Source organism: Ferruginibacter sp. HRS2-29 (assembly GCF_024343615.1).
Classification (GTDB): Bacteria; Bacteroidota; Bacteroidia; order Chitinophagales; family Chitinophagaceae; genus Ferruginibacter.
Map to the genome: position 1 here is coordinate 86,880 of NZ_RJUB01000005.1, position 19,936 is coordinate 106,815.

General features: G+C 44.9%; 16 protein-coding genes. 10 read left to right on the plus strand and 6 right to left on the minus strand.

Annotated features, from left to right (window positions below):
* Positions 1–5: 5 nt before the first annotated feature.
* The 3 genes from EGI32_RS03110 to EGI32_RS03120 all read left to right on the plus strand — a co-directional run bounded on the left by EGI32_RS03110 (position 6) and on the right by EGI32_RS03120 (position 3,865).
* The gene (locus tag EGI32_RS03110) at positions 6–1,442 is read left to right on the plus strand and encodes an RtcB family protein (protein ID WP_255153906.1); all 1,437 of its coding nucleotides are present in this window, start codon (positions 6–8) and stop codon (positions 1,440–1,442) included.
* Between the two features lie 147 nt (positions 1,443–1,589).
* Positions 1,590–3,035 (plus strand): RNase adapter RapZ, encoded by a 1,446-nt coding sequence (locus EGI32_RS03115; protein WP_255153907.1) that lies wholly within the window; start codon positions 1,590–1,592, stop codon positions 3,033–3,035.
* Between the two features lie 56 nt (positions 3,036–3,091).
* Positions 3,092–3,865 (plus strand): sugar phosphate nucleotidyltransferase, encoded by a 774-nt coding sequence (locus tag EGI32_RS03120; RefSeq protein WP_255153908.1) that lies wholly within the window; start codon positions 3,092–3,094, stop codon positions 3,863–3,865.
* Positions 3,866–4,009: 144 nt separating this feature from the next.
* On the opposite strand, the gene EGI32_RS03125 is transcribed toward EGI32_RS03120, so the two are convergent.
* The 3 genes from EGI32_RS03125 to EGI32_RS03135 all read right to left on the minus strand — a co-directional run bounded on the left by EGI32_RS03125 (position 4,010) and on the right by EGI32_RS03135 (position 9,374).
* Positions 4,010–6,412 (minus strand): outer membrane beta-barrel protein, encoded by a 2,403-nt coding sequence (locus EGI32_RS03125; RefSeq protein WP_255153909.1) that lies wholly within the window; start codon positions 6,410–6,412, stop codon positions 4,010–4,012.
* 74 nt (positions 6,413–6,486) lie between these two features.
* Positions 6,487–7,827: an efflux RND transporter periplasmic adaptor subunit gene (locus tag EGI32_RS03130; protein ID WP_255153910.1), complete on the minus strand. Its 1,341-nt coding sequence runs from the start codon at positions 7,825–7,827 to the stop codon at positions 6,487–6,489.
* 116 nt (positions 7,828–7,943) lie between these two features.
* Positions 7,944–9,374, minus strand: a complete 1,431-nt coding sequence (locus EGI32_RS03135) for a TolC family protein (protein WP_255153911.1) — start codon at positions 9,372–9,374, stop codon at positions 7,944–7,946.
* A 200-nt stretch (positions 9,375–9,574) separates the two neighbouring features.
* Here EGI32_RS03135 and EGI32_RS03140 point away from each other — a divergent pair, with 200 nt between their 5' ends.
* Both EGI32_RS03140 and EGI32_RS03145 read left to right on the plus strand, forming a co-directional pair.
* Positions 9,575–11,512: a DUF3857 domain-containing protein gene (locus EGI32_RS03140; RefSeq protein ID WP_255153912.1), complete on the plus strand. Its 1,938-nt coding sequence runs from the start codon at positions 9,575–9,577 to the stop codon at positions 11,510–11,512.
* 21 nt (positions 11,513–11,533) lie between these two features.
* A complete protein-coding gene (locus EGI32_RS03145) occupies positions 11,534–13,435 on the plus strand; it encodes a DUF3857 domain-containing protein (protein WP_255153913.1) in 1,902 nt (633 codons plus the stop codon).
* A gap of 189 nt (positions 13,436–13,624) precedes the next feature.
* Here EGI32_RS03145 and EGI32_RS03150 read toward each other — a convergent pair whose 3' ends face one another.
* The 3 genes from EGI32_RS03150 to EGI32_RS03160 are packed head-to-tail and all read right to left on the minus strand — an operon-like array spanning position 13,625 to position 16,483.
* Positions 13,625–14,794 carry a PLP-dependent aspartate aminotransferase family protein gene (locus tag EGI32_RS03150; RefSeq protein ID WP_255153914.1) on the minus strand — a complete coding sequence of 390 codons (1,170 nt, stop codon included), beginning with the start codon at positions 14,792–14,794 and terminating at the stop codon, positions 13,625–13,627.
* Positions 14,795–14,808: 14 nt separating this feature from the next.
* Entirely contained in the window at positions 14,809–15,156 is a 348-nt protein-coding gene (locus tag EGI32_RS03155) for a VOC family protein (RefSeq protein WP_255153915.1), read from the minus strand.
* Entirely contained in the window at positions 15,125–16,483 is a 1,359-nt protein-coding gene (locus EGI32_RS03160; protein ID WP_255153916.1) for an APC family permease, read from the minus strand. Before EGI32_RS03160 ends, EGI32_RS03155 begins: the two co-directional genes overlap by 32 nt.
* A gap of 41 nt (positions 16,484–16,524) precedes the next feature.
* Between EGI32_RS03160 and EGI32_RS03165 the strand changes: the two genes are divergently transcribed.
* From EGI32_RS03165 to EGI32_RS03185, 5 genes are all read left to right on the plus strand, one after another.
* Complete coding sequence (locus EGI32_RS03165; protein ID WP_255153917.1) at positions 16,525–16,974, plus strand: hypothetical protein; 450 nt, start codon at positions 16,525–16,527, stop codon at positions 16,972–16,974.
* Positions 16,975–17,057: 83 nt separating this feature from the next.
* The gene (locus EGI32_RS03170) at positions 17,058–17,207 is read left to right on the plus strand and encodes a hypothetical protein (RefSeq protein ID WP_255153918.1); all 150 of its coding nucleotides are present in this window, start codon (positions 17,058–17,060) and stop codon (positions 17,205–17,207) included.
* 23 nt (positions 17,208–17,230) lie between these two features.
* The gene (locus EGI32_RS03175; RefSeq protein ID WP_255153919.1) at positions 17,231–18,013 is read left to right on the plus strand and encodes an MbnP family protein; all 783 of its coding nucleotides are present in this window, start codon (positions 17,231–17,233) and stop codon (positions 18,011–18,013) included.
* 9 nt (positions 18,014–18,022) lie between these two features.
* Positions 18,023–19,093: a cytochrome-c peroxidase gene (locus EGI32_RS03180; RefSeq protein ID WP_255153920.1), complete on the plus strand. Its 1,071-nt coding sequence runs from the start codon at positions 18,023–18,025 to the stop codon at positions 19,091–19,093.
* Positions 19,094–19,138: 45 nt separating this feature from the next.
* Positions 19,139–19,936 carry an MbnP family protein gene (locus EGI32_RS03185; RefSeq protein WP_255153921.1) on the plus strand — a complete coding sequence of 266 codons (798 nt, stop codon included), beginning with the start codon at positions 19,139–19,141 and terminating at the stop codon, positions 19,934–19,936.

Below are 19,936 nucleotides of genomic sequence, written 5' to 3' on the forward strand. Positions count from 1 at the left end.
ACAACATGAGCAAATTATCATTAACAGGAAAACAGATCCGTGCCATCGGCTATCCCGAAGGGCCGGTAGTAAGCGTCGCGATGCATGTGATGTGTACAAGCTTCAAACATCATACGGAGGAACAGGCGTTGGATATTTTAAAAGATATCCTGGCTGCGCCTGAAACATATGCGGAAGATGCGGTGCTGGGTAAAATTGCCGAAAAGCTGATCGTACTGCCCGAAGCGGAAAATGCCGTACAGATCCCATTGAATGAAACAGGAATTGAATACCGGGTATTTGGCGCCAAACAGATTGAAGAGGGAGCTTTGAAACAAATGGCTGTGGCGGCAAAATTGCCGGTGGCTGTTGCAGGCGCCTTGATGCCCGATGCACACCAGGGTTACGGATTACCGATCGGTGGTGTATTGGCTACTAATAACGCCATCATCCCTTACGCGGTAGGCGTGGATATCGGCTGCCGTATGTGCCTGAGCATTTTCGACATTGAAGCAAAAGACTTGGAAAAACGGGCCTCCCATTATCAGCGCGAATTGGTGGCCAATACGCTGTTTGGCGCCGGACAGGAATTCAAAGAAACCACTGACCATGGGATATTGGAGAGTGAAGTGTTTGATGAAATTCCTTTTGTAAAAAATCTGCAGCACAAAGCTGCCCGTCAGCTGGGCTCTTCCGGAAGCGGCAATCACTTTGTGGAGTTCGGCGAAGTGGAGATTACTGATGCCTATAATCCATTCCATGTTCCTCCGGGAAAATACGTGGGGTTGTTGTCGCATAGCGGCAGCCGTGGATTAGGGGCGCAGATTGCCGGGTATTACACCCGGATAGCGATGATGGAAACGCCATTGCCGCAGGAAGCCAAACATCTTGCCTGGCTCGATCTGGATACCGAAGCAGGTATGGAATATTGGCTTTCGATGAACCTTGCGGGAGACTACGCAAGCGCCTGCCACCACACGATCCATCAGAAGATCGCCAAAGCGATCGGGCATAAGCCGGTGGCCATGGTGGAGAACCATCACAACTTTGCCTGGAAAGAGTTGTGGGAAGGAAAAGAAGTGATCGTACATCGTAAAGGTGCAACTCCGGCGGGAAAGGATGTGCTGGGAATTATTCCGGGAAGCATGACGGCCCCGGGTTTTATTGTAAAAGGTAAAGGCGAATCTTCTTCTGTTAATTCGGCCAGCCATGGTGCAGGCCGTAAGATGAGCCGTTCGAAAGCATTGGCCAACATCACCAACGAAGCGTTGAAAAAAGAGTTGGCTGAACACGGCGTAAAGCTGATCGGCGGCGGGCTCGACGAAGCGCCATTTGCTTACAAAGACATCCATGAAGTAATGAAAGGACAGACCGCATTGGTGGATGTGCTGGGTAAATTTTTGCCAAAGATCGTACAGATGGACGGGGCGAAACATAAGGATTGGAGGAACAAAAAAAGGTAATGGATAATGTTTCTAACCGAAGGTGTTTTTGAATTAGTGAAAGACCGGCGGTTTGAAAACATTATCCATTGTATTATTATCCATTATCCATTATACCATTATCCATTACCCTATTATTTGTATTTTTACCGCCACTAATTAATAACTATGCAGTCCGAAATCGACGAAATCAGGCGGGTGTTCCAGCAGCATAATAAGGAAAAGATCACCTCTTTCGATAAGCTTCCACAGGCGGGCAGCGAGCGCCATTATTACCGCATCGGTACAGAAGAGCGTACGTATATTGCTACGTACGGCGCCAATGTGCCGGAAAATGAAGCATTCATTTATTTTTCCGAACACTTCCGGAAAAAGAATTTGCCTACGGCAGAAATATTTTACATCAGCGGGGATAAGAAGATATATATACAGGACGACTTTGGTGATGTATCATTACTCGATCACCTGGAATCGAAAGGGTTTACCGAAGAAGTGTATGCACTTTACAAACAAAGCCTGGAGAAGATCGCTTTGCTGCAGATAAAAGGTGATGAAGGATTGGATTACAGCAAATGCCTTACCAATGCGGTATTTGGCAAACAGGCCATCATGGCGGACCTGCTTTATTTTAAATATTATTTCCTGGATGCCTTACGCAGGCCATATGATAAGCAAAAACTGATCGACGATTTTGAAGCGCTCAGTAATTACCTTTCTCATACCGAATATAAATATTTCATGTTCCGCGATTTTCAAAGCAGGAACATTATGGTAACACCCGATAACAACGTACATTTCATCGACTACCAGGGCGGCATGAAAGGCGCTCCGCAATATGACGTGGCATCACTGTTGTCGCAGGCGAGGGCCAATCTTACAGAAGACTGGAAACAACGGCTGCTGGAGGATTACATGGATAATTTTGAAAAGATCGTAGGAAAACAGATCGATCGCGATGCCTTCCGGAGCCAATATAATGGATATGTTCTGATACGCATGTTGCAGGTGCTGGGCGCTTATGGCTTTCGTGGATTGTTTGAGCGTAAAGCACATTTTCTTACCAGCATCCCGTTGGCATTGCAGAATCTTCGCGGCTTTTTACAGAATCAGAATATCGGCATTGCTGTTCCGGAGTTTAAAAAGGTGCTGGAGCTTTGCGTAAGCGATGAAGTAGTGCAGGAATTTACCAACGTGCGTGCAACCGGGGACACACCGCTGGTGGTGCGGATCAATAGTTTCTCTTACCTCAAAACCGGCTACCCGAAAGACGAGACTAAAAACGGTGGCGGATTTGTATTCGATTGCCGTGGAATATTGAATCCCGGGAGGTTTGACGAGTATAAAAAATTATCCGGCCAGGATAAACGCGTAAAGGATTTCCTCGAGCAGCAGACAAAAATGCCGGATTTTCTAAACAGCGTTTACAACCTGGTAGATATTTCTGTGGAAGATTATATCAAACGGGGTTTTGAAAACCTGTCGATCAACTTTGGTTGTACCGGTGGCCAGCATCGCAGTGTGTATGCGGCAGATGCTTTGGCAAGGCATTTGAAAAATAAGTTTGGAGTGAAGATTGAGCTGGGGCATAATAATAAAGAGAATTGGGTGAAATAGATCAGGTCAATGGGTGAATAGGTCAAAGAGTGAAAATTCTTTATAAATTAAAAAGTATGGAAGAAAATATAGATCCCGAAGAATTGGAACAGCCTCCTGTTGGCGAAGGCAACATGAACGCGATGATCTTTTGCGCAGGATTGGGTACCCGTTTCAAACCCTGGACAGACAAGCATCCCAAGGCTTTGGCGATGGTAAATGGCAAATCGTTGTTGCAACGCAATGTTGAATACCTGCAGCAATATGGTATCACCGATGTAGTGGTGAATGTGCATCATTTTCCTGATCAGATCATTCGGGCGATTGAAAAGAATGATGGCTGGGGAAGCAATATCCTTATCAGCGACGAACGAGACGAAGTGCTGGAAACCGGCGGGGGATTGTTGAAAGCACAGGAATTGCTGAGCAACGGAAATTCTTTCATCACTCTCAATGCCGATATACTCACTGACTTAAATATCACCGATCTCATCAACTATCACCGCGAAAAAAAATCGCTGATCTCTTTTGGGGTAACAGATCGCCCATCGTCCCGCAATTTTCTATTTGACGAACACGAGCGTCTTTGCGGATGGCAGAATAATGTTTCAGGAGAAAAAAGGATCTCGATTCAAAAAGAAAACCTGGTACCTAAGTCGTATAGCTGTGTGGTAGTGTTTGAGCCTTCGGTATTTGCGCTCATCCCGCAACGCGGAAAATTCTCACTCGTAGATACTTATCTTTCTCTGGCGGCTGATAATGTTATTGCCGGATATGATCATACCGGGGATAGGTTTGTGGATGTGGGGAAACCGGAAAGCGTGGAAAAGGCGGAACAGCTTTTCAATTGACAATTACGAATTACGAATTACGAATTACGAATTACGAATTACGAATTACGAACAAATATTCGGATTTGCAAGTTAAGGTTTTCCGACGGTAAGAACTTTTGCATTGAATGAACCCATTCGTAATTCGTAATTGCCCATTCGTAATTAATTAATGTCTTTTGGTGCTTCAAAAGCCGCCTTCTCTTCCTTCGGTTTTATTCCAAAATTATAGCGCAACGTAAGCCCTATGCGGCGTGTATCATTTACCCTGGAACCATTGGCACGGATATCAGCCTGTTGCAATGCGAACGAATATTTGTTGGTGCGCAGCAGGTCGTTTACAGAAAGTATCACATTCATTTTCTTTTTCAGGATGGCCTGATTGGCGGTGATGTTCAACTGCCCGAAGGATTTTAACTCGTAAAAATTTTGTAACCCGCGTAAACGCATAAACGCATTTATACCAATGTTGAAACTTTGTGTGGGCTTGTAATTGTGGTACATGAAAAAAGTCCAGGTGCCGCGTTTGTAATTCAACGTGCCATTCTGATAAAAACCGGTATAATCCACATGATTGTATTGTGCCCCTGCGTAGAAAAAATATTTTTTCCCGGGAGGGATGCCGCCAATTACACGCATGTACATCTCTTTGTTACGACCAAGATTGTCGTAGGTACGGAACGCGATCTTGGTAGTGCTATCCTGGTAAGTCACATTGGTAAAAATATCTTTTATATCATTGAGGCCGATAGAAAAAATGGGGAACTGATCGGCCATGATATTGAACTCGTAGTTGGTGGTGAATTGCGGCTGAAGCTGCGGATTTCCTATATCATACAGGAATTGATCAACATATTTGGGATACGGGTTCAACGCTTCGTAATAAGGCCTCGTAATGCTGCGCCGGTAGATAGCATTACCTGTGAGCATGAAGCCAAAGATCCTCGCGATATCGTGACGCAGGTACACATAAGGAAAGAGATTGGTGCGCCGGATGCTCAACGTAGTGTCTTGCGGAAACAATTGTCGTCCGTTGATATCGGTATTTTCTATACGCAGACCAGGTTTGACGGTAAGCCCGAAAAACGTTTTTGATACCTGCAGGTAAGCCGAAGCGATCTGTTCTTTGTATTGAAACCGATTGGTCTGCCTGTTATCCTGTTGGCGGCCCCGGCTGCTGTCGACGAAATACAGTGCATTGTTTTTACTGGCACTGTAAATGAACTTGGCGCCAGACTCTACTATGTAACCGCTTTTTGTTTTTAATAAAAGATCCGTTTGTGCTACAAATATGTTCTTTTTATTATTCAGTTTTCCATCGCCGCTGATCGTTGGCAGGCTGGGCAATACAAAAGCATTGTTGTACAGTTGTGTGTTCTTATTAGAGAAGCGGTCATAATCCATTGAAGCAGTCCATACACTGCCCGCGGAATCTATCTTGTATTTTGCATTGATGCTGTTACCAAAATAAGTGGAGCTGCCATTGTTGGTGATCAACGAATTTGTTTGTGTGGTGATGGTGCTTGTGGGCACGGTAATAATATCCGCATCATTGGTGGCATAGCTGTTGTTATTGTTGAGCGATAACCTTGTATCGAAGCCCAGCATCCATTTTTTTGAAGCCTCGTATTCTATACCGCCGCTGGCGTAATGGTTGGACGACGGGTAGCGGGTATAAGCTCTCTGAGCCACCAGGGTGTCTTTGAAGAACCTGTTGCTGTTGAGTTCTTCGTAATTATTGCGATCTGTAAATTGATAGGAAATATACGAACTCGTTTTGCCGGCATTGCTGTTAAGATTGAAGCCGATGCTTTTGGTGTTGAACCTTCCCTGGAAAAAACTGGCATTTACATTTCCATTGGTGCCGATCTTCACGCCTTTTTTCAACACGATGTTGATGATGCCGCCACTGCCCGATGCATCGTATTTTGCCGAAGGTGATCTCAGTACTTCAATCTTCACCACACTGTTGGCAGGCAGGCTCTTAAGCAGCGAGGCCACATCGGCAGTACTCAGTTTCACTTCCTTTCCGTTGATCTGTATCTGGGCCGGCGTAGCGCTGTTGAGGTATACATTGCCGTCCTGATCGACCACGGCACCCGGGGTTTTCTCCAGCACTTCATAAGCATTGGTGCTGCTGTTGGCAAGCAGTTCAGCATCTACCACGGTTTTATCATCATCCTGTTTTATCAAAGGTTTGCGGGAAACCACCACTACATTGGTAAGTTCTTTTGACGAAGTGCGTACGGTAAATGAAAGGGTAGTATCATTATTTCCAATATTGACCGATGCCTTAAAAGGTACAATAGTAACAGCGCTGATCTCAAACCGGTAAGTGGTATTTTCCGGGAGCCAAAAATATATTTCCTGGCTGGCTGCTTTCTTTCTTACCAGGCTGTCTTTCCATTCAGAACTGATAGTGACGGTTGCATCCGTTACCGGTTCCTGCCTTTCATTCAGTATGATCAATGTTACTTTTACTTCCGCCTTCGGCTGCAGAGGCGCCTGGCCAATGGCCGTGTTGCATAAAAAATATAGCAGGAAAAGTGCAGCCAGTCTTGTTTTCAAAATATTTATTTGTGTAAAATTATAAAGGCACAGAATCCTGTGCCTTCAATAGATGTTAATTCGCCTATAAAAGTTTAATCCTTCTTTTTCTCAAAGAGCTCTTTTTTATCTACCACCTTCACTTTGTCATCTTCTTTCAATGTCTTGCTCACTATGTCGTATGGCCCGGTGATTACTTCTTCGCCTGGTTTGAGGCCGCTTGTGATCTCGATGTATTTTGTGTCCTGTATTCCTATCTTCACTTTTACTTTCTTCACTTTGTTTTCAGCATTTTTTACAAATACCAGGATATCGAGGTCATCCATGGTAGCAGCTCCGCCATCGTTGCCTGTCTTAGGCTTCAGGCTGTCGGGCTTTTCACGGGTGGTTACCGCGTTGATCGGTACGCTCAGCACATTCACCTGTGTGCGTGTCTGGATATCTGCATTGGCGCTCATTCCCGGGCGGAAAGGGAAGGTTCCTTTTCCAAGCAGATCGGTATAACTTTCAGGCAGCAAACGTACATACACTTTATATTGTGTAACATCGGTGCTCGTTCCCGTCAGTGAACTTTGTGCGGACGCCCCGTTGTTACTGCTGGCGATCTGTGTTACGATCCCTTTGAACTTACGATCGCTATAGGCATCAATGTTTACAATGGCACTGTCTCCCAGCTTCACTTTGGGGATATCGTTTTCGCCCACATCCACGCGTATCTCAATCTTATCCATATCGGCAATACGCAACATTTCTGTTCCCACATTGAAACTGTTGCCCGCTACTTTTTCACCTTTTTTCACGCTTAACAAACTTACCACACCATCCATCGGTGCAACGATAGAGGTACGTCCAAGATCGGTATTCGCTTTGGCAAGATTGGCCTGCGCACTTTGTATGGAAGCCTGGTTGCCTTTCAATCCGGCATTGGCAGCATTATAATTTGCCAGGGCGCTTTTGTAATTCGCATCGGCCACATTAAATTCATTCAGGCTTATCACCTTATCGTCGTACAGGCTTTTCTGCATATCGTAGGTACGTTTTGCCTGCTCCATCTGTGCTTTCAGTGCACCCAATGCGGCAATCGAATTGGCAGACTGTGCCTGGCTTTGCACAACGCCACTTGCAGCCTGGTTCTTTTGTATATTATATACGTCGGCGTAGATACGCGCCAGCAATTGGCCTTTTTTTACAGTGTCGCCTTCGGCAACGGTCAGCTCGGTGATCTCACCGGATATATCGGGACTGATTTTCACTTCAATTTCGGGATATATCTTTCCGCTGGCGTTTACAACTTCAATGATGGTACGGTTCTCCGCTTTTTCAGCCGTAACCTTGATGCCTTCATTCTTGCCAAAAACACCCATCTTGCTCAAGGCGATCAGGAGCACTACAAGTATCCCAAGAATGATAAGGATCCATTTTGTTGATTTCTTCATGGTATAAGTTTAGAGAGTTTGATGGTTTAGAAAGTTTAGGAGGTTTAGAAGGTTTAGGAGTTTAGTTTAAGTGAGCACTTCGAAGGTTTACCCCTTCACTATTCACTTTTCACCCATTACAATTTCAATCCCAGCCCTTTATAAAATTCCAGCACTTTCATTTTAAACACGTAATCAAACTGGTTGAGGGTGTATTCCAGTTTTGCCCTCAGCAGGTTGTTTTGCGTGGTGATGAGGTCATAAGTATTGAGCATGCCTACATCAAATCTTTTTTGTGCGTAACCGAATGTCTTTTCATTCATGGCTACAGACTTGGCGCTGGCGTTGAATTTTTCCAAAGCGATCAGCACAGAGTTGTACGCCGAAAATATATCCTGTTTCAGTTTTTGATTGTCTTGTTCTTTCTGTATCAGCAGGCTTTCCCTGTTGAGTTTGCTGCGTTGGTAATTGGCACGTAAGGTTCCCCCGCTGAAAATAGGCACACTCAGGTTCAATCCTATCGTTTGGCGGAAGTTGTCATTCAGCTGTGTTCCAAATGCGGCGGATCTTACATCCGGTCCGCCTTTCACAAATTCCGGAGTAAGTACCGGATAGTTTGTACCACCTACATTTACCACTGCAGCGCTGTTCTGGTAGCCGGAAATAACCACGCCTGGCGTTCGGGAATCAAGGTAGTTGGTACCCAGGTTTCCAAACGCGGATAATGTGGGATACATAGCACCTTTATTGGCTGCAATATTTTTTTCAGCTGCTTTCAGCTTCAGTTCGTTGTAGCGCTGCAAAGGCATATTCTGAAGTGCCATGGCATACACCATTTCGGGCACAAGGTCGGCAAGGGATTCTAGCGGGATGCTTTCCACCGGTGGTGTATCCACCTGGAAGTCGGCGGCCGCATCGATGTTCATGTAAGACTTCAACGTAAGAATATTCTGTGTTACCGCCCCTTTTGCTGTGATGTAGTTTACACTGTCGAGCGCCAGCTGTGCTTCCAGTTGCGTGGCATTGAGTTCAGGCAGTGAGCCGGCTTTCACCAGTTTTAATGTGTTGGTCAGTTGAGCCTGCGTCTGCTGTATCTGTACCACGGTGATCTTTTGCTGCTCTACCGATAATAAGATCTGCAGGTAAGCATTGGCGGCAGTGAGGGCTATGTCGTTCTTTACCTTGTCTACATTGGCTTTAGCTGCTTCCACTTCCCATTCATTAGCGGCAATGGTGTTGCGTTTACTGTAAAAATTGAATATGTCGGCGCTGCTCTGAAGCTGTGTGGAAGAAGTAAAACTCGTTTGCGTAACGCGGCTGAAATCGGTAGGGGACTGATAACTACCATTGTTCAGCGCTCCATTGGTGCTGAAGATCAGTGAAGGCCAGCGCGACATCTTACTTTGTTTGTAGGTAAGTTCGGCCTGTCTGGTCTGTACATCTGTAAGCCTGACGGTAATATTATTTGCCATGGCATAATCCACGATTGTACGCAAATTCCATTTTTGCTGGGCATTGGCAGAGGTACAGGCTGCAGTTAATCCTATAATCAATATTACAATACGCATGAGCAAATGTATTATTTGTATTGGTAAGTTGTGCCACAAAGTTATGAATGGTAGTATTATCCTGCGATATTATATTTCAAATAAATATAATAAAAAAAATTTCTCATATCTGTCCGCAGCTTTGATTTTCGGCGACGGATTAGGGAGTATCAACAGAAATCCTATATCTTTATTTTTCAAAACTAACTACCGTATAACGCATGAGAACAATTCTTTTGGGAATTGCCTGTATGATGGCAATGCCATGTCTGCAAGCGCAGGACAAACTGGACAATTTTGGTAAGATCACTAAAGCCGACCTCGAACTAAAAACCTGCGATTTTGACCCCGATGCATCTGCCTATTGCCTGATAGACCTTGGCGAAGTGTCTTACAACTTCACTCCCGGCGGAGTAAATGTAGAGACCAATTTCCGCAAGCGCATCAAGATATTGAAGGAAGATGGCAACAAAAAAGCCGATATCAAGATCCGTTATTACAGCAAGGAAAATTATGAGGAAGTGACCAATATAGGGGCTTATGTCTATAATCTCGATGATGCCGGAAATATCCTCACCACAAAGCTGGAGAAGAACCTGATCTATGATAAAAAAGTAGACAGCCGTTTTTCGGAAGTATCTTTTGCGATACCGGAAGTAAAAGTGGGTAGCGTGATAGAATATAAGTACAGGGTTACCAAAAAGAATGGCGTCAGCGATATTGAAGACTGGTATTTCCAATCGGATATTCCTGTACGTTACAGCGCTTACAACCTGAGGGTGCCAGAGTATTTCGATTTTCAATACCAGGTTACCCGCAGGCAGGAGATCGATATTCATAAATCCAGGCGCCCCGAAGATGGCCAGTGGTTCATCATGCACAATATCCCTCACCTGAAAGAAGAACCCTATATGAGCGGTTTCAGGGATTACCTGCAACGGGTAGATTTTCAATTATCTACCATCACCCCGCCAAACAGTATGACGATCGATTTCAGGAGTACCTGGAAAAAACTCGGTGAAGACCTTCTCGAGAGAGAATGGTTTGGGCTGCAGTTCAAAAAGAACATCTCCGGCACCGGGGCACCTTTGAAAGCGTTGCTGGCCAATGCCCGTACACAAAAACAAAAGATAGATGCGGTCTATAAATTCGTTCAGACAAACATGAGCTGGAATGGTCACAACTCATACGGATCTCTCGATGGGGTAAAGGATGCGTGGGATAAAAAAAGCGGCAGTACTGGCGATATCAACCTGATATTGCTGAACCTTTTGCTGGATAATAAGATCAAGGCTTACCCGATTCTGATCAGCACCCGCGACAACGGAAGAATAAATCCTCTGCTGCCGTTCCTCGATCAGTTCAATGGCGTGTATGTATATGCAGAGCCGGGAGATGGCATGCAGCCGATGGTGATGAATGCCGCGGATAAATACAACCCGTCGGATATGTACCCTTACGATGTGCAGTTGACCTCTGCCCTGGTGGTTGGAAAAGATATCACCCAGATAGTATCGATTGAAGATCCGTCGAAGAAGCTGAAACACGTGGTGAATCTTTTTATGCAGATAGACGAAGCTGGCAAGATCGAAGGGAATGCTACAGTAAACAGTTTTGAATATGGTAAAAATATCCGCAGGAAAACCTATGATGATAATAACCTGGGGAAATTCTTTGCAGATAACGAAGGCATCAAAATAACGGTGGATTCTATGGAAGTGCAAAATCAGCAGAAAGACAGCCTTCCACTTCTGCAAAAAGTTTATTTCTCGGGCAACATACAGCAGTCCGGCGAATACGGGTTCATTCCGTACAATCTTTTCACCGGGCTGGCAAAAAATCCTTTTGTTGCGGAAGAGCGTTCTTCCGACATCGATTTCGGATTCAACCAGTCGTTCACGATCATCGGTAATTACACCATCCCGGTTGATTTTGAATATGAAGAATTACCCAAGAATATCCGTATGATATTGCCGGATAGCAGCATCATGATGACGAGGCTGATCCAGAAAAATGACAACATTTTAAACTTTAAAGTGACCATCGATTTTCAGCGTTCTGTTTATACCGCGGAAGAATACCCGGATGTAAAGGAAGTGTACAAAAGGATCTTCGCATTCCTCAACGAACATGTGGTGATCAAAAAGAAGAAAAAATAATTTAACCGATAAAATCCTGGCATGAGATCGAATATCCTTTTAAGCGGCCTGCTGCTGCTCTCCGGAGCCGCCAATGCCCAGTTTGGTTCCTATAGTGCTTTCACGATTCCCGATTCGCTGCGCAAAGATGCAGACGCGGTGATCAGGGAAGACTATAGAAAATTCAAAGTGAAAAGCATTGACAATGCGTCCATGGAAGTGCATACCGTTGTGACGATCTTCAACGAGAATGCCAGCGAGCACCAGACATTTTATGAATGGTCCGATAAATTTCACGTGCTCGACGATGCTGAAGTAAAAGTCTACAATGCCATGGGCAAAGAACTCAATAAGTACAGCAAAAAAGAAATGCGTACGGTGGCTTATGGCGATGGATTGGTAGAAGATGGCAAGCTTACATATTTTACCGTAACTGCACCGGTTTATCCAATCACAATCGAACAGACTTATACCATCAAGTTCAAAGGCCTGCTGGATTACCCGGACAATTCCATATTGAGCCCCGGGGTAGCCACCGAACATTTTTTATACAGCGTGGAAGTGCCTACAGAACTGGGCTTGCGTTATAAAGTTTTGAACTACACAGCCGCTCCTGTCAAAGAAGTGCAAAAGGATATTTCGCTTTATACATGGGATATCAAAAATCTGAAAGCTATCAAGCGTGAAGCCAATAGCGGGCCAACAGACCGTTATTATCCCATCATCCGTGTGGCGCCCAACAAGTTCAGCATGGCGGGTTATGATGGCGATATGACAAGCTGGAAAAATTTTGGCCAGTGGTCTTACAACCTGATCGGTAAGGATAACCAGTTGTCGGAAAAATCTGCCGCTATCATCCGCGACCTGGTAAAGAATGCCACAAGCGATGAAGAAAAAATGCGCATACTCTACCGTTACATGCAGCGGAATATGCGTTACGTAAGCATACAGCTCGGCATCGGTGGGTGGAAACCTTTCAGTGCAGATTTTGTTCAGGAAAAAAAATACGGCGATTGCAAGGCATTGAGTAATTACATGCAGGCCGCTTTGCAAACAGTGGGTATAAAAAGTTATTATGCCATCATCAACGCAGATGCGAATGCCACACCTGCCATGGAAGATTTTCCTTCGAGCCCTTTCAATCATGCTATTTTATGCGTTCCGCAAAAGAACGACACCATCTGGCTGGAATGTACCAGCAACACAGCTGATTTTGGCGTGCTGGGAGATTTTACCGAAAACAGGAAAGCCTTGCTGGTAACGGAAAACGGTGGTGTGCTGGTGTCTACACCGGCCAGCCGTCCTTCGGCCAATATATTTTCGAGCCATACCGATGTGGAAGTTTCAGAAGACGGATCGGGTAGCCTCGCTACCATATTGAAAGGTTCGGGAGAATTCAAGCAGGAACAACTGCATTACCTCCATCAGAAAAGTGCGGATGAAATGCGCAAATATTTTATCAAAGACCTGGATTGGAAAACACCCGATCGCTCGGAGATCACCGCTGGTAACCGCGAAGAAACCCCGTACATCACTACCGCTAAAATGCAGTACAACCAGTTCTATATTTTTAAGGCGGGAAGTAAAATGTTTTTGCCGACGAGGGTATATAATTTCTTTGATGAAACCATCAATGATAATACAAAACGCAAACAGGATTATTTCTTTTCTTTTCCTTATACAAAAACGGATACGGTAAGTTTTGCATTACCCAAAGGATACCTTGTTGAAGAATTGCCGAAAGGAAAGTCTATCAGCAACGGTTTTGCGAAATATAATTCCCGGTACGAATGGGATAAAGTTACCGGAAAAGTAACGGTGTATGCCAGCATCGAGATCATCAAGCACCTGGTAGAAGCCAAAGACTACGAGCGGTTGATGAATTTCAAAAAAGAAGTGGACGACGATATCAGCCAGAAAATAGTAGTGAAAAAAGAAGGATGATAGGGGGTGCGGGTGACGGGTTGTGGGTTTATTTAATGGGAGCGAAGCATTCTCTGCGAGACTCTGTTTTCTCCCGTACTCTGCGGTAAATGAAACCTTCTTTCACACATTGTAACTCAATAAAAATCCCGGAGTTTTTCAAACAGCAAACCCCGGAGGTTTTTAAAACCTCCGGGGTTTATAAAAACATCAACTGTTATTCATTGAGTCAAAACCTCTTTCAAGATCTTTTATCAGGTAGTCTGCATCTTCCAGCCCCACGTATAGGCGCAACATCCTATGATCGGGGTTTTCTGCTTTAAAAAAAGAGCGTTGCATTCCCGAACATTTTGGAATGATCAGGCTTTCGTGCCCGCCCCAACTCACCGCCATTAAGATGTGCCGCAGGTTTTCGCAAAATCTTTCTACCTGCAATACGTTATCGGCTTTGATCACAAAAGTGAGCAATCCACATACGCCGTTCATTTGTTTTTTCGCCAGTTCCAGCTGCGGAAAATCTTCATCAAAAGGAAAGATCACTGATTCTACCTGTGGATGCTTTTTTAAAAATGAAAGAACGGTATGGGTAGTTTTGGTGATATGCTCCAGCCTCACCGGCAATGTGCGGAGCCCGCGGATGAGCAGCCATGCATTGAAAGGCTGTATACCGCTGCCGATGTTCATGTATTCGCTGTTGAATATCTTGGTAATCATTTCTTTCCTGCCACTGAGCACGCCCGCTACCACATCGCTGTGACCGCTGATATACTTTGTGGCGGATTGCAGCACAAGGTCTATTCCCATTTCAACCGGGCGCTGATAAATGGGTGTACAATAACTATTGTCGCAAATGGTGATGATGTTTTTTGATCTGGCCAGTTCTGCCACGGCGCTCAGATCCTGCAACGCATAATCCCAGCTGTTGGGGCTTTCGAGATAGATCACGGTGGTATTTGGCAATATCGCCCGCTCAAAATTTTCGATCTCACGGCCATCGATATACGAAGTTGTTACGCCAAAGCGGGGCAATATCACGTTGAACATTTTTTGCGCCCACGCATAAGGTTTGTCTACACTCACAATATGATCGCCGGCTTTTACATTGGCCAGCACGGCCGCAAAAATGGCTGCAACGCCACTGTTGAACACCAGGCAATCTTCGGCGGCATCCAATGCTGCCAGCTTTTTTCGCAGGATATCCACCGTAGGGTTCAGTCCGCGGCTGTACAAAAAAGCAGAATATTCATCGGCAAAAGCCTGTCGCATGTCGTTCACTTTTTTGAAAGCAAAATTGCTGCTCTGCATAATCGGCGGTGCAACGGCATTGAAGTAATTTTCGCGGTCCTCCGCCAGTTCGTTGATGATGTATGAAATGTCCATGATGAAATGAAAGATTAAGCGCCTGCAATGAGGCCAATGAAATTACCAAACGGGTCGGCAATGATTGCCACTTCTATAGGTCCGCCGACATTGGTGATGGGCGACGCCAGTTGGCCACCGAGCGCCAAGGATTTTTCTACCGCCTGGTGTATATCCGCTACCGCCCAGTAAGCCGTACTCTGGTTGCCGGGTGTGGTGTTTTCCATATCCGGGTCGAGCCCGAGTTCGGAGCCGCCGATATTGAACCCGACATAAAATGGTTCATCAAAATAGGGTTCAGCACCTGCCAATGCCGTATACCACTCTTTTGCTTTTTGCAGATCGGCGACTTTATAAATTACCGTTCTCAGTTTCTGTAACATTCTGTAATTGTTTTTTTCTGTGAAATAAAAAATAGATCAGTATGAATGCGATCAGCACTATGAGCCCGGTGAGTGCTGCTGTGGGGTCTGCTACCGCAATGCTGTAGCCTACAAAAATATATGCGAGCATGAAGATGATGGGTAGCAACGGAAACAATTTCATCTTATAGATACCGGTGTTGTCCAGGGCTTTCGTTTTTTTGCGGAACCAGAATATTGTGGCGCTGCTGAGCACCATCCCGAAACAATCGAGGAAGATGCTGAACGTGAGTATGCGCTCAAATTGCTGCGAAAAGAAAAGGATGATGATGCAGATGATGGCGAAGGTAGTAAGTGAAAATGTGAGCACATCGGTCTTTGGGTTTTGCTGCGCAAAAACTTTCGGTAAGCCACCGTCATCGCCCATGGCATACATCACTCTCGGATTGCTGAGCAACAATCCATTTACATAAGCCAGCACGCCCAGAAATAAAAAGCCTGAAAAGATAGTGGCGCCGGTCTTTCCGAAGATCTTATCGACGACCACATAGGCGATCTCACGTTCCCCCTTCATCTGTTGAAACCCTATTAGTTTATAATAGCTGAGATTGACCAAAAGATATACCGCGATGATGATAATGATGCCGATGAAAATGCCCCGCGGGATATTTTTGGAAGGCTGTTTTACTTCGTTGCCAAAGTTGATGGTCTGCTGGTAACCGCCATAGGTAAAGGATACAGCGATCAGGCTTACACCCAGGCTCTTCACCCAATCGCTCCAGGTAAAAGCGGAATCAACCGGCGCTACATCCGTTTGCACCGCATATTTCTCCGGAAAGAATAAAGCCACAATCAATAAAAGCAACATGCCGATCTTGATCAGCATAAGCACATTTTGTGTTTTCGAGCTCATTTTCAACCCCATCAGGTTGATGATATAAAACAGCACGATAGCGCCGCAGCTGACCAATGCTTTGTGGATGTCGCTGAAATTTCCCGGAAATAATTTCAGGAGATAACCGCTGCCGATCAGCGCTACGCCGCTCAGGCTTGCGGCATTACTCACCAGGATGATGCAGTTGATGGCAAACGCGATGCTGGGATGATAAGCTTTTGCAAACACTTTGTAATAGCCGCCCGTAACGGGATAGCGGCTGCCGATCTCCGCATAGGTGAGTGCGCCACACAATGCTACTAACCCGCCGATGATCCATGCATTGAAATAAACGGAAGGGTCTATCGCGTCTTTTGCGCTGGTAGCCGCCGTGCGAAAAATGCCCATGCCAATTACCAGTCCGATCACGATCATAGTGAAAGAAAAAAGGTTGAGCCGGTTTTTTGTTTGCATAATGAAAAGATACGAAGCAATTTATAATGGATAATTAAATAATGAGTATATCGGGCGCTGTAGATTTCTACTATTATCCATTATTTAATTATCCATTATCCATTATCTTTGCCGCGATGTTCAGGAAATTAACAGCAACGGTACTATTGATGGCGTTTGTAGCCCAAACGTTCAGTGCACCGTTCATACGCCTGGACTACTTTTTCAACCAGGCAGATTATGCAAGGAATTGCGTGAACAAAGCCCGCCCGATGCTGCATTGTAATGGTAAGTGCCAGGTGATGAAAAAGATCCAGGCCGAAGAAAAGAAAGAGCAGGAAGAACAGGAGCGTAAAATGGGAAGTAAAGTTGAGGTGCTCTCTTCCAGGTCTTTTTATGCTACCGGTATTATCGTGGATTTTTTTGAGCCTATAGCCAAACAATACTCTTCTCTCAGCGGGAAGGATGAAATACAAATGCCCCGTTCGGTTTTCCACCCGCCCTCCTTCTGAGTTTTCTATTTAAACTACAGTTTCACATCCTTGCAGAGGGTGTGCCCGTTACAACTATTTATTAGCGATTAAAAACGGTATGTATGGTACGCCAAAAAAAAATGGACGAGCCATCCATGCTTAACAGTGTGCGCACAGGTGTCACAGTAGCTCTATGGGGTATACTGATCCTATTGCTGTACATGAACCATGCATGGCTTATCAAAGGATTTAACTATATAATAAACAATTGAACATTACTAAAACTAAAACAATCATGAAACATATATTTTTCTTAACGATATCGGCCGCACTACTTTTCACTTCCTGTAAAAAAGATGAGGTAATTGTCACTCCTGAAACGGAAGGGCAGACAACCATTACTTTTGATGCTAAAGTCGGGGAAAATGATTTTGCCCTGGACCAGAATTTTACCATTGGTGCAAACACGTTTAAGTTTTCTAATTTCCGTTACTGGATAAGCGGGGTATCATTGATTGATAGCAAAGGCACAGAATATAAGGTTGCTAATTCTTATTATTTAGTGGAAGAAACCAAAGCGGTAGACGTGCAGGAAGGAACTTTTACCTATCCTGCCAAAAAAAGAGAAGATGTGGTAATAAAAGGGATACCCGTAGGGGATTATAAGAGCATCCGGTTTTCTGTAGGTGTGGATGAAACACACAATAACAACCTTAGCCTTCAGGCTGGTGAACTCTCTCAGTTAAGCGGAATGACCAACTCTTCGTGGATGTGGCTCACCAGTTACATTTTTACCAGCATACAAGGCACAGTAATCAATGGCGGAGTTACTAAAAATGTCAAGGCCGAAACAGGTTTAAATACTAATTATAAAACAGTTACACTTGAGCTTCCTTCGGCCATACATATCAGTTCTGCAAAAGCCACAGGCGTTAATGTGAAAGTGGATATAGCGAAAGTAGTGGATGGTATCGATCTGTTTGCCAATCCAACGGTGGGCGCTTCCCAGTCGACACTAATGGCGACACTGGCCACCAATTATGGTACCAAGGCATTTTCTGTAATGGGAATCAAATAGCTGCATCCATTGAAGAAATCCTTTATAATAACATTGCTATTTTTCATCACGGTAAGCATCGTTGTTTCCTGTGAAAAGAATGACGTACGTATGCGGGAACCACAGGTGGCCAGCCTGCTGGTTCCCGCTAATTTTCCCATACCTGTATTTGATACCGGGAATCCCCTGACAAAAGAAGGGATAGAACTGGGCCGAAGGCTTTTTTACGACAAACGGCTTTCCGGAAATAACCAGTTGTCGTGCGGCAGTTGCCATAAACAGGAACTTGCTTTCAGTGATGGGGTTGCCTTGAATAATATAGGGGCATCAGGGAATTTATTACATCGTTCTGCGCCGACACTGATTAACCTGGCATGGGCAAATAATGGCCTGTTCTGGGACGGAGGTTCGACCAATCTTGAGTCGCAGGCTTTTGGCCCGTTGACAAGTGAAGACGAAATGCACCAGAATCTATTTCAGCTGAATGATGAATTAATGGCGGTTCCTGATTATGTAAGCAGGTTCAATTTCATTTTTAAAGACGGGATAAGTTCTGCAAATATTGTAAAAGCGCTGGCACAATTCCAGCGAACATTAATATCCGCAAACAGCCGTTATGACAAATACATCCGGCACGAGACGGGCGGTACACTTTCGGCGTCGGAATTAAACGGCCTTCAACTGGTGCGGCAAAAATGCCAGAGCTGCCATCAGGGGGATCTTTTTACTGACAATGACTTTCATAATAATGGTATCGATGATGATTTTAGTAACACGGCATTTGATGGGATATTCCTCGGAAGAGCAAGGGTTACATTCAACAATGCCGATCTCGGGAAATTTAAAACCCCCACGCTTCGCAATATCCTGCTAACAAGCCCTTATATGCACGATGGCAGATTCAGTACTATCAGCCAGGTACTTGATCATTATTCTGACGGCATCAAAGTATCTGCCACAACGGATCCGCTGGTAAAGCAAAATCCGGGTGGCTTGCCCGGAATCAGCCTGACGCCACAGCAAAAAGCTGATATAACGGCCTTTTTACATGCCTTAACCGATTCTACGTTTATAAATGATACACAATTGGCAGGGCCATAAATTAAATTAAAAATCCGCCGCAGGAATGCGGCTAAAATAAAAATCATGAAAAAAAATATAATAAAAGTATGGGCAGCTATAGGGCTTGCTTTACTGTTCGCTTCCTGTAAAAAGGATGGCCCCATTGCCTACAATAGTGCGGCAAAAGCTGAATTGTCGGTAGAATTTGACAACATCGTTGGCGGGGCCGACCTGCAGCTGAATACAGCTACTTACACCAATGCAGTGGGAGAGTCTTTTAAGGTGACAAAAATGAAATACTATGTGAGCAATTTTAAGCTTACAAAAACAGATGGAACCATTTACACCGTACCGCAGGACAGCAGTTATTTTTTAATCGAAGAAGGCGTGGATGACGAAGCGATCCTGAATGTTCCAGAAGGCGAATATACCGCCATCAGCTTCGTGGTAGGCGTAGATAGCCTGAGGAATACCATGGATATCAGCAGGCGTACGGGAGTGCTTGACCCGGCAGGAGCTGCCGCCGATATGTATTGGGGGTGGAACAGCGGGTATATTTTCTTAAAGCTCGAAGGCACATCTCCATCTGTAGCTGCCGCCGACCATGTATTCATGTATCATTCCGGTGGTTTTGGTGGATATAGCACTCCCACTCCCAACAACCTTAAAACGATCACGCTTGATCTTACTGCCAGGGGAACCCCAAAAGTAAAACAGAATAAGACCACTAATATTCACCTGATGGTGGATGCCTTAAAGGTTCTCAATGGCAGCACCAACATGAGTTTTGCCGCTGTAGCCATGATACATTCCCCATTGCCCGGAGTGCCGCTGGCTAATAATTATGCGAATATGTTCAGGCACGATCACACAGAAAACTAA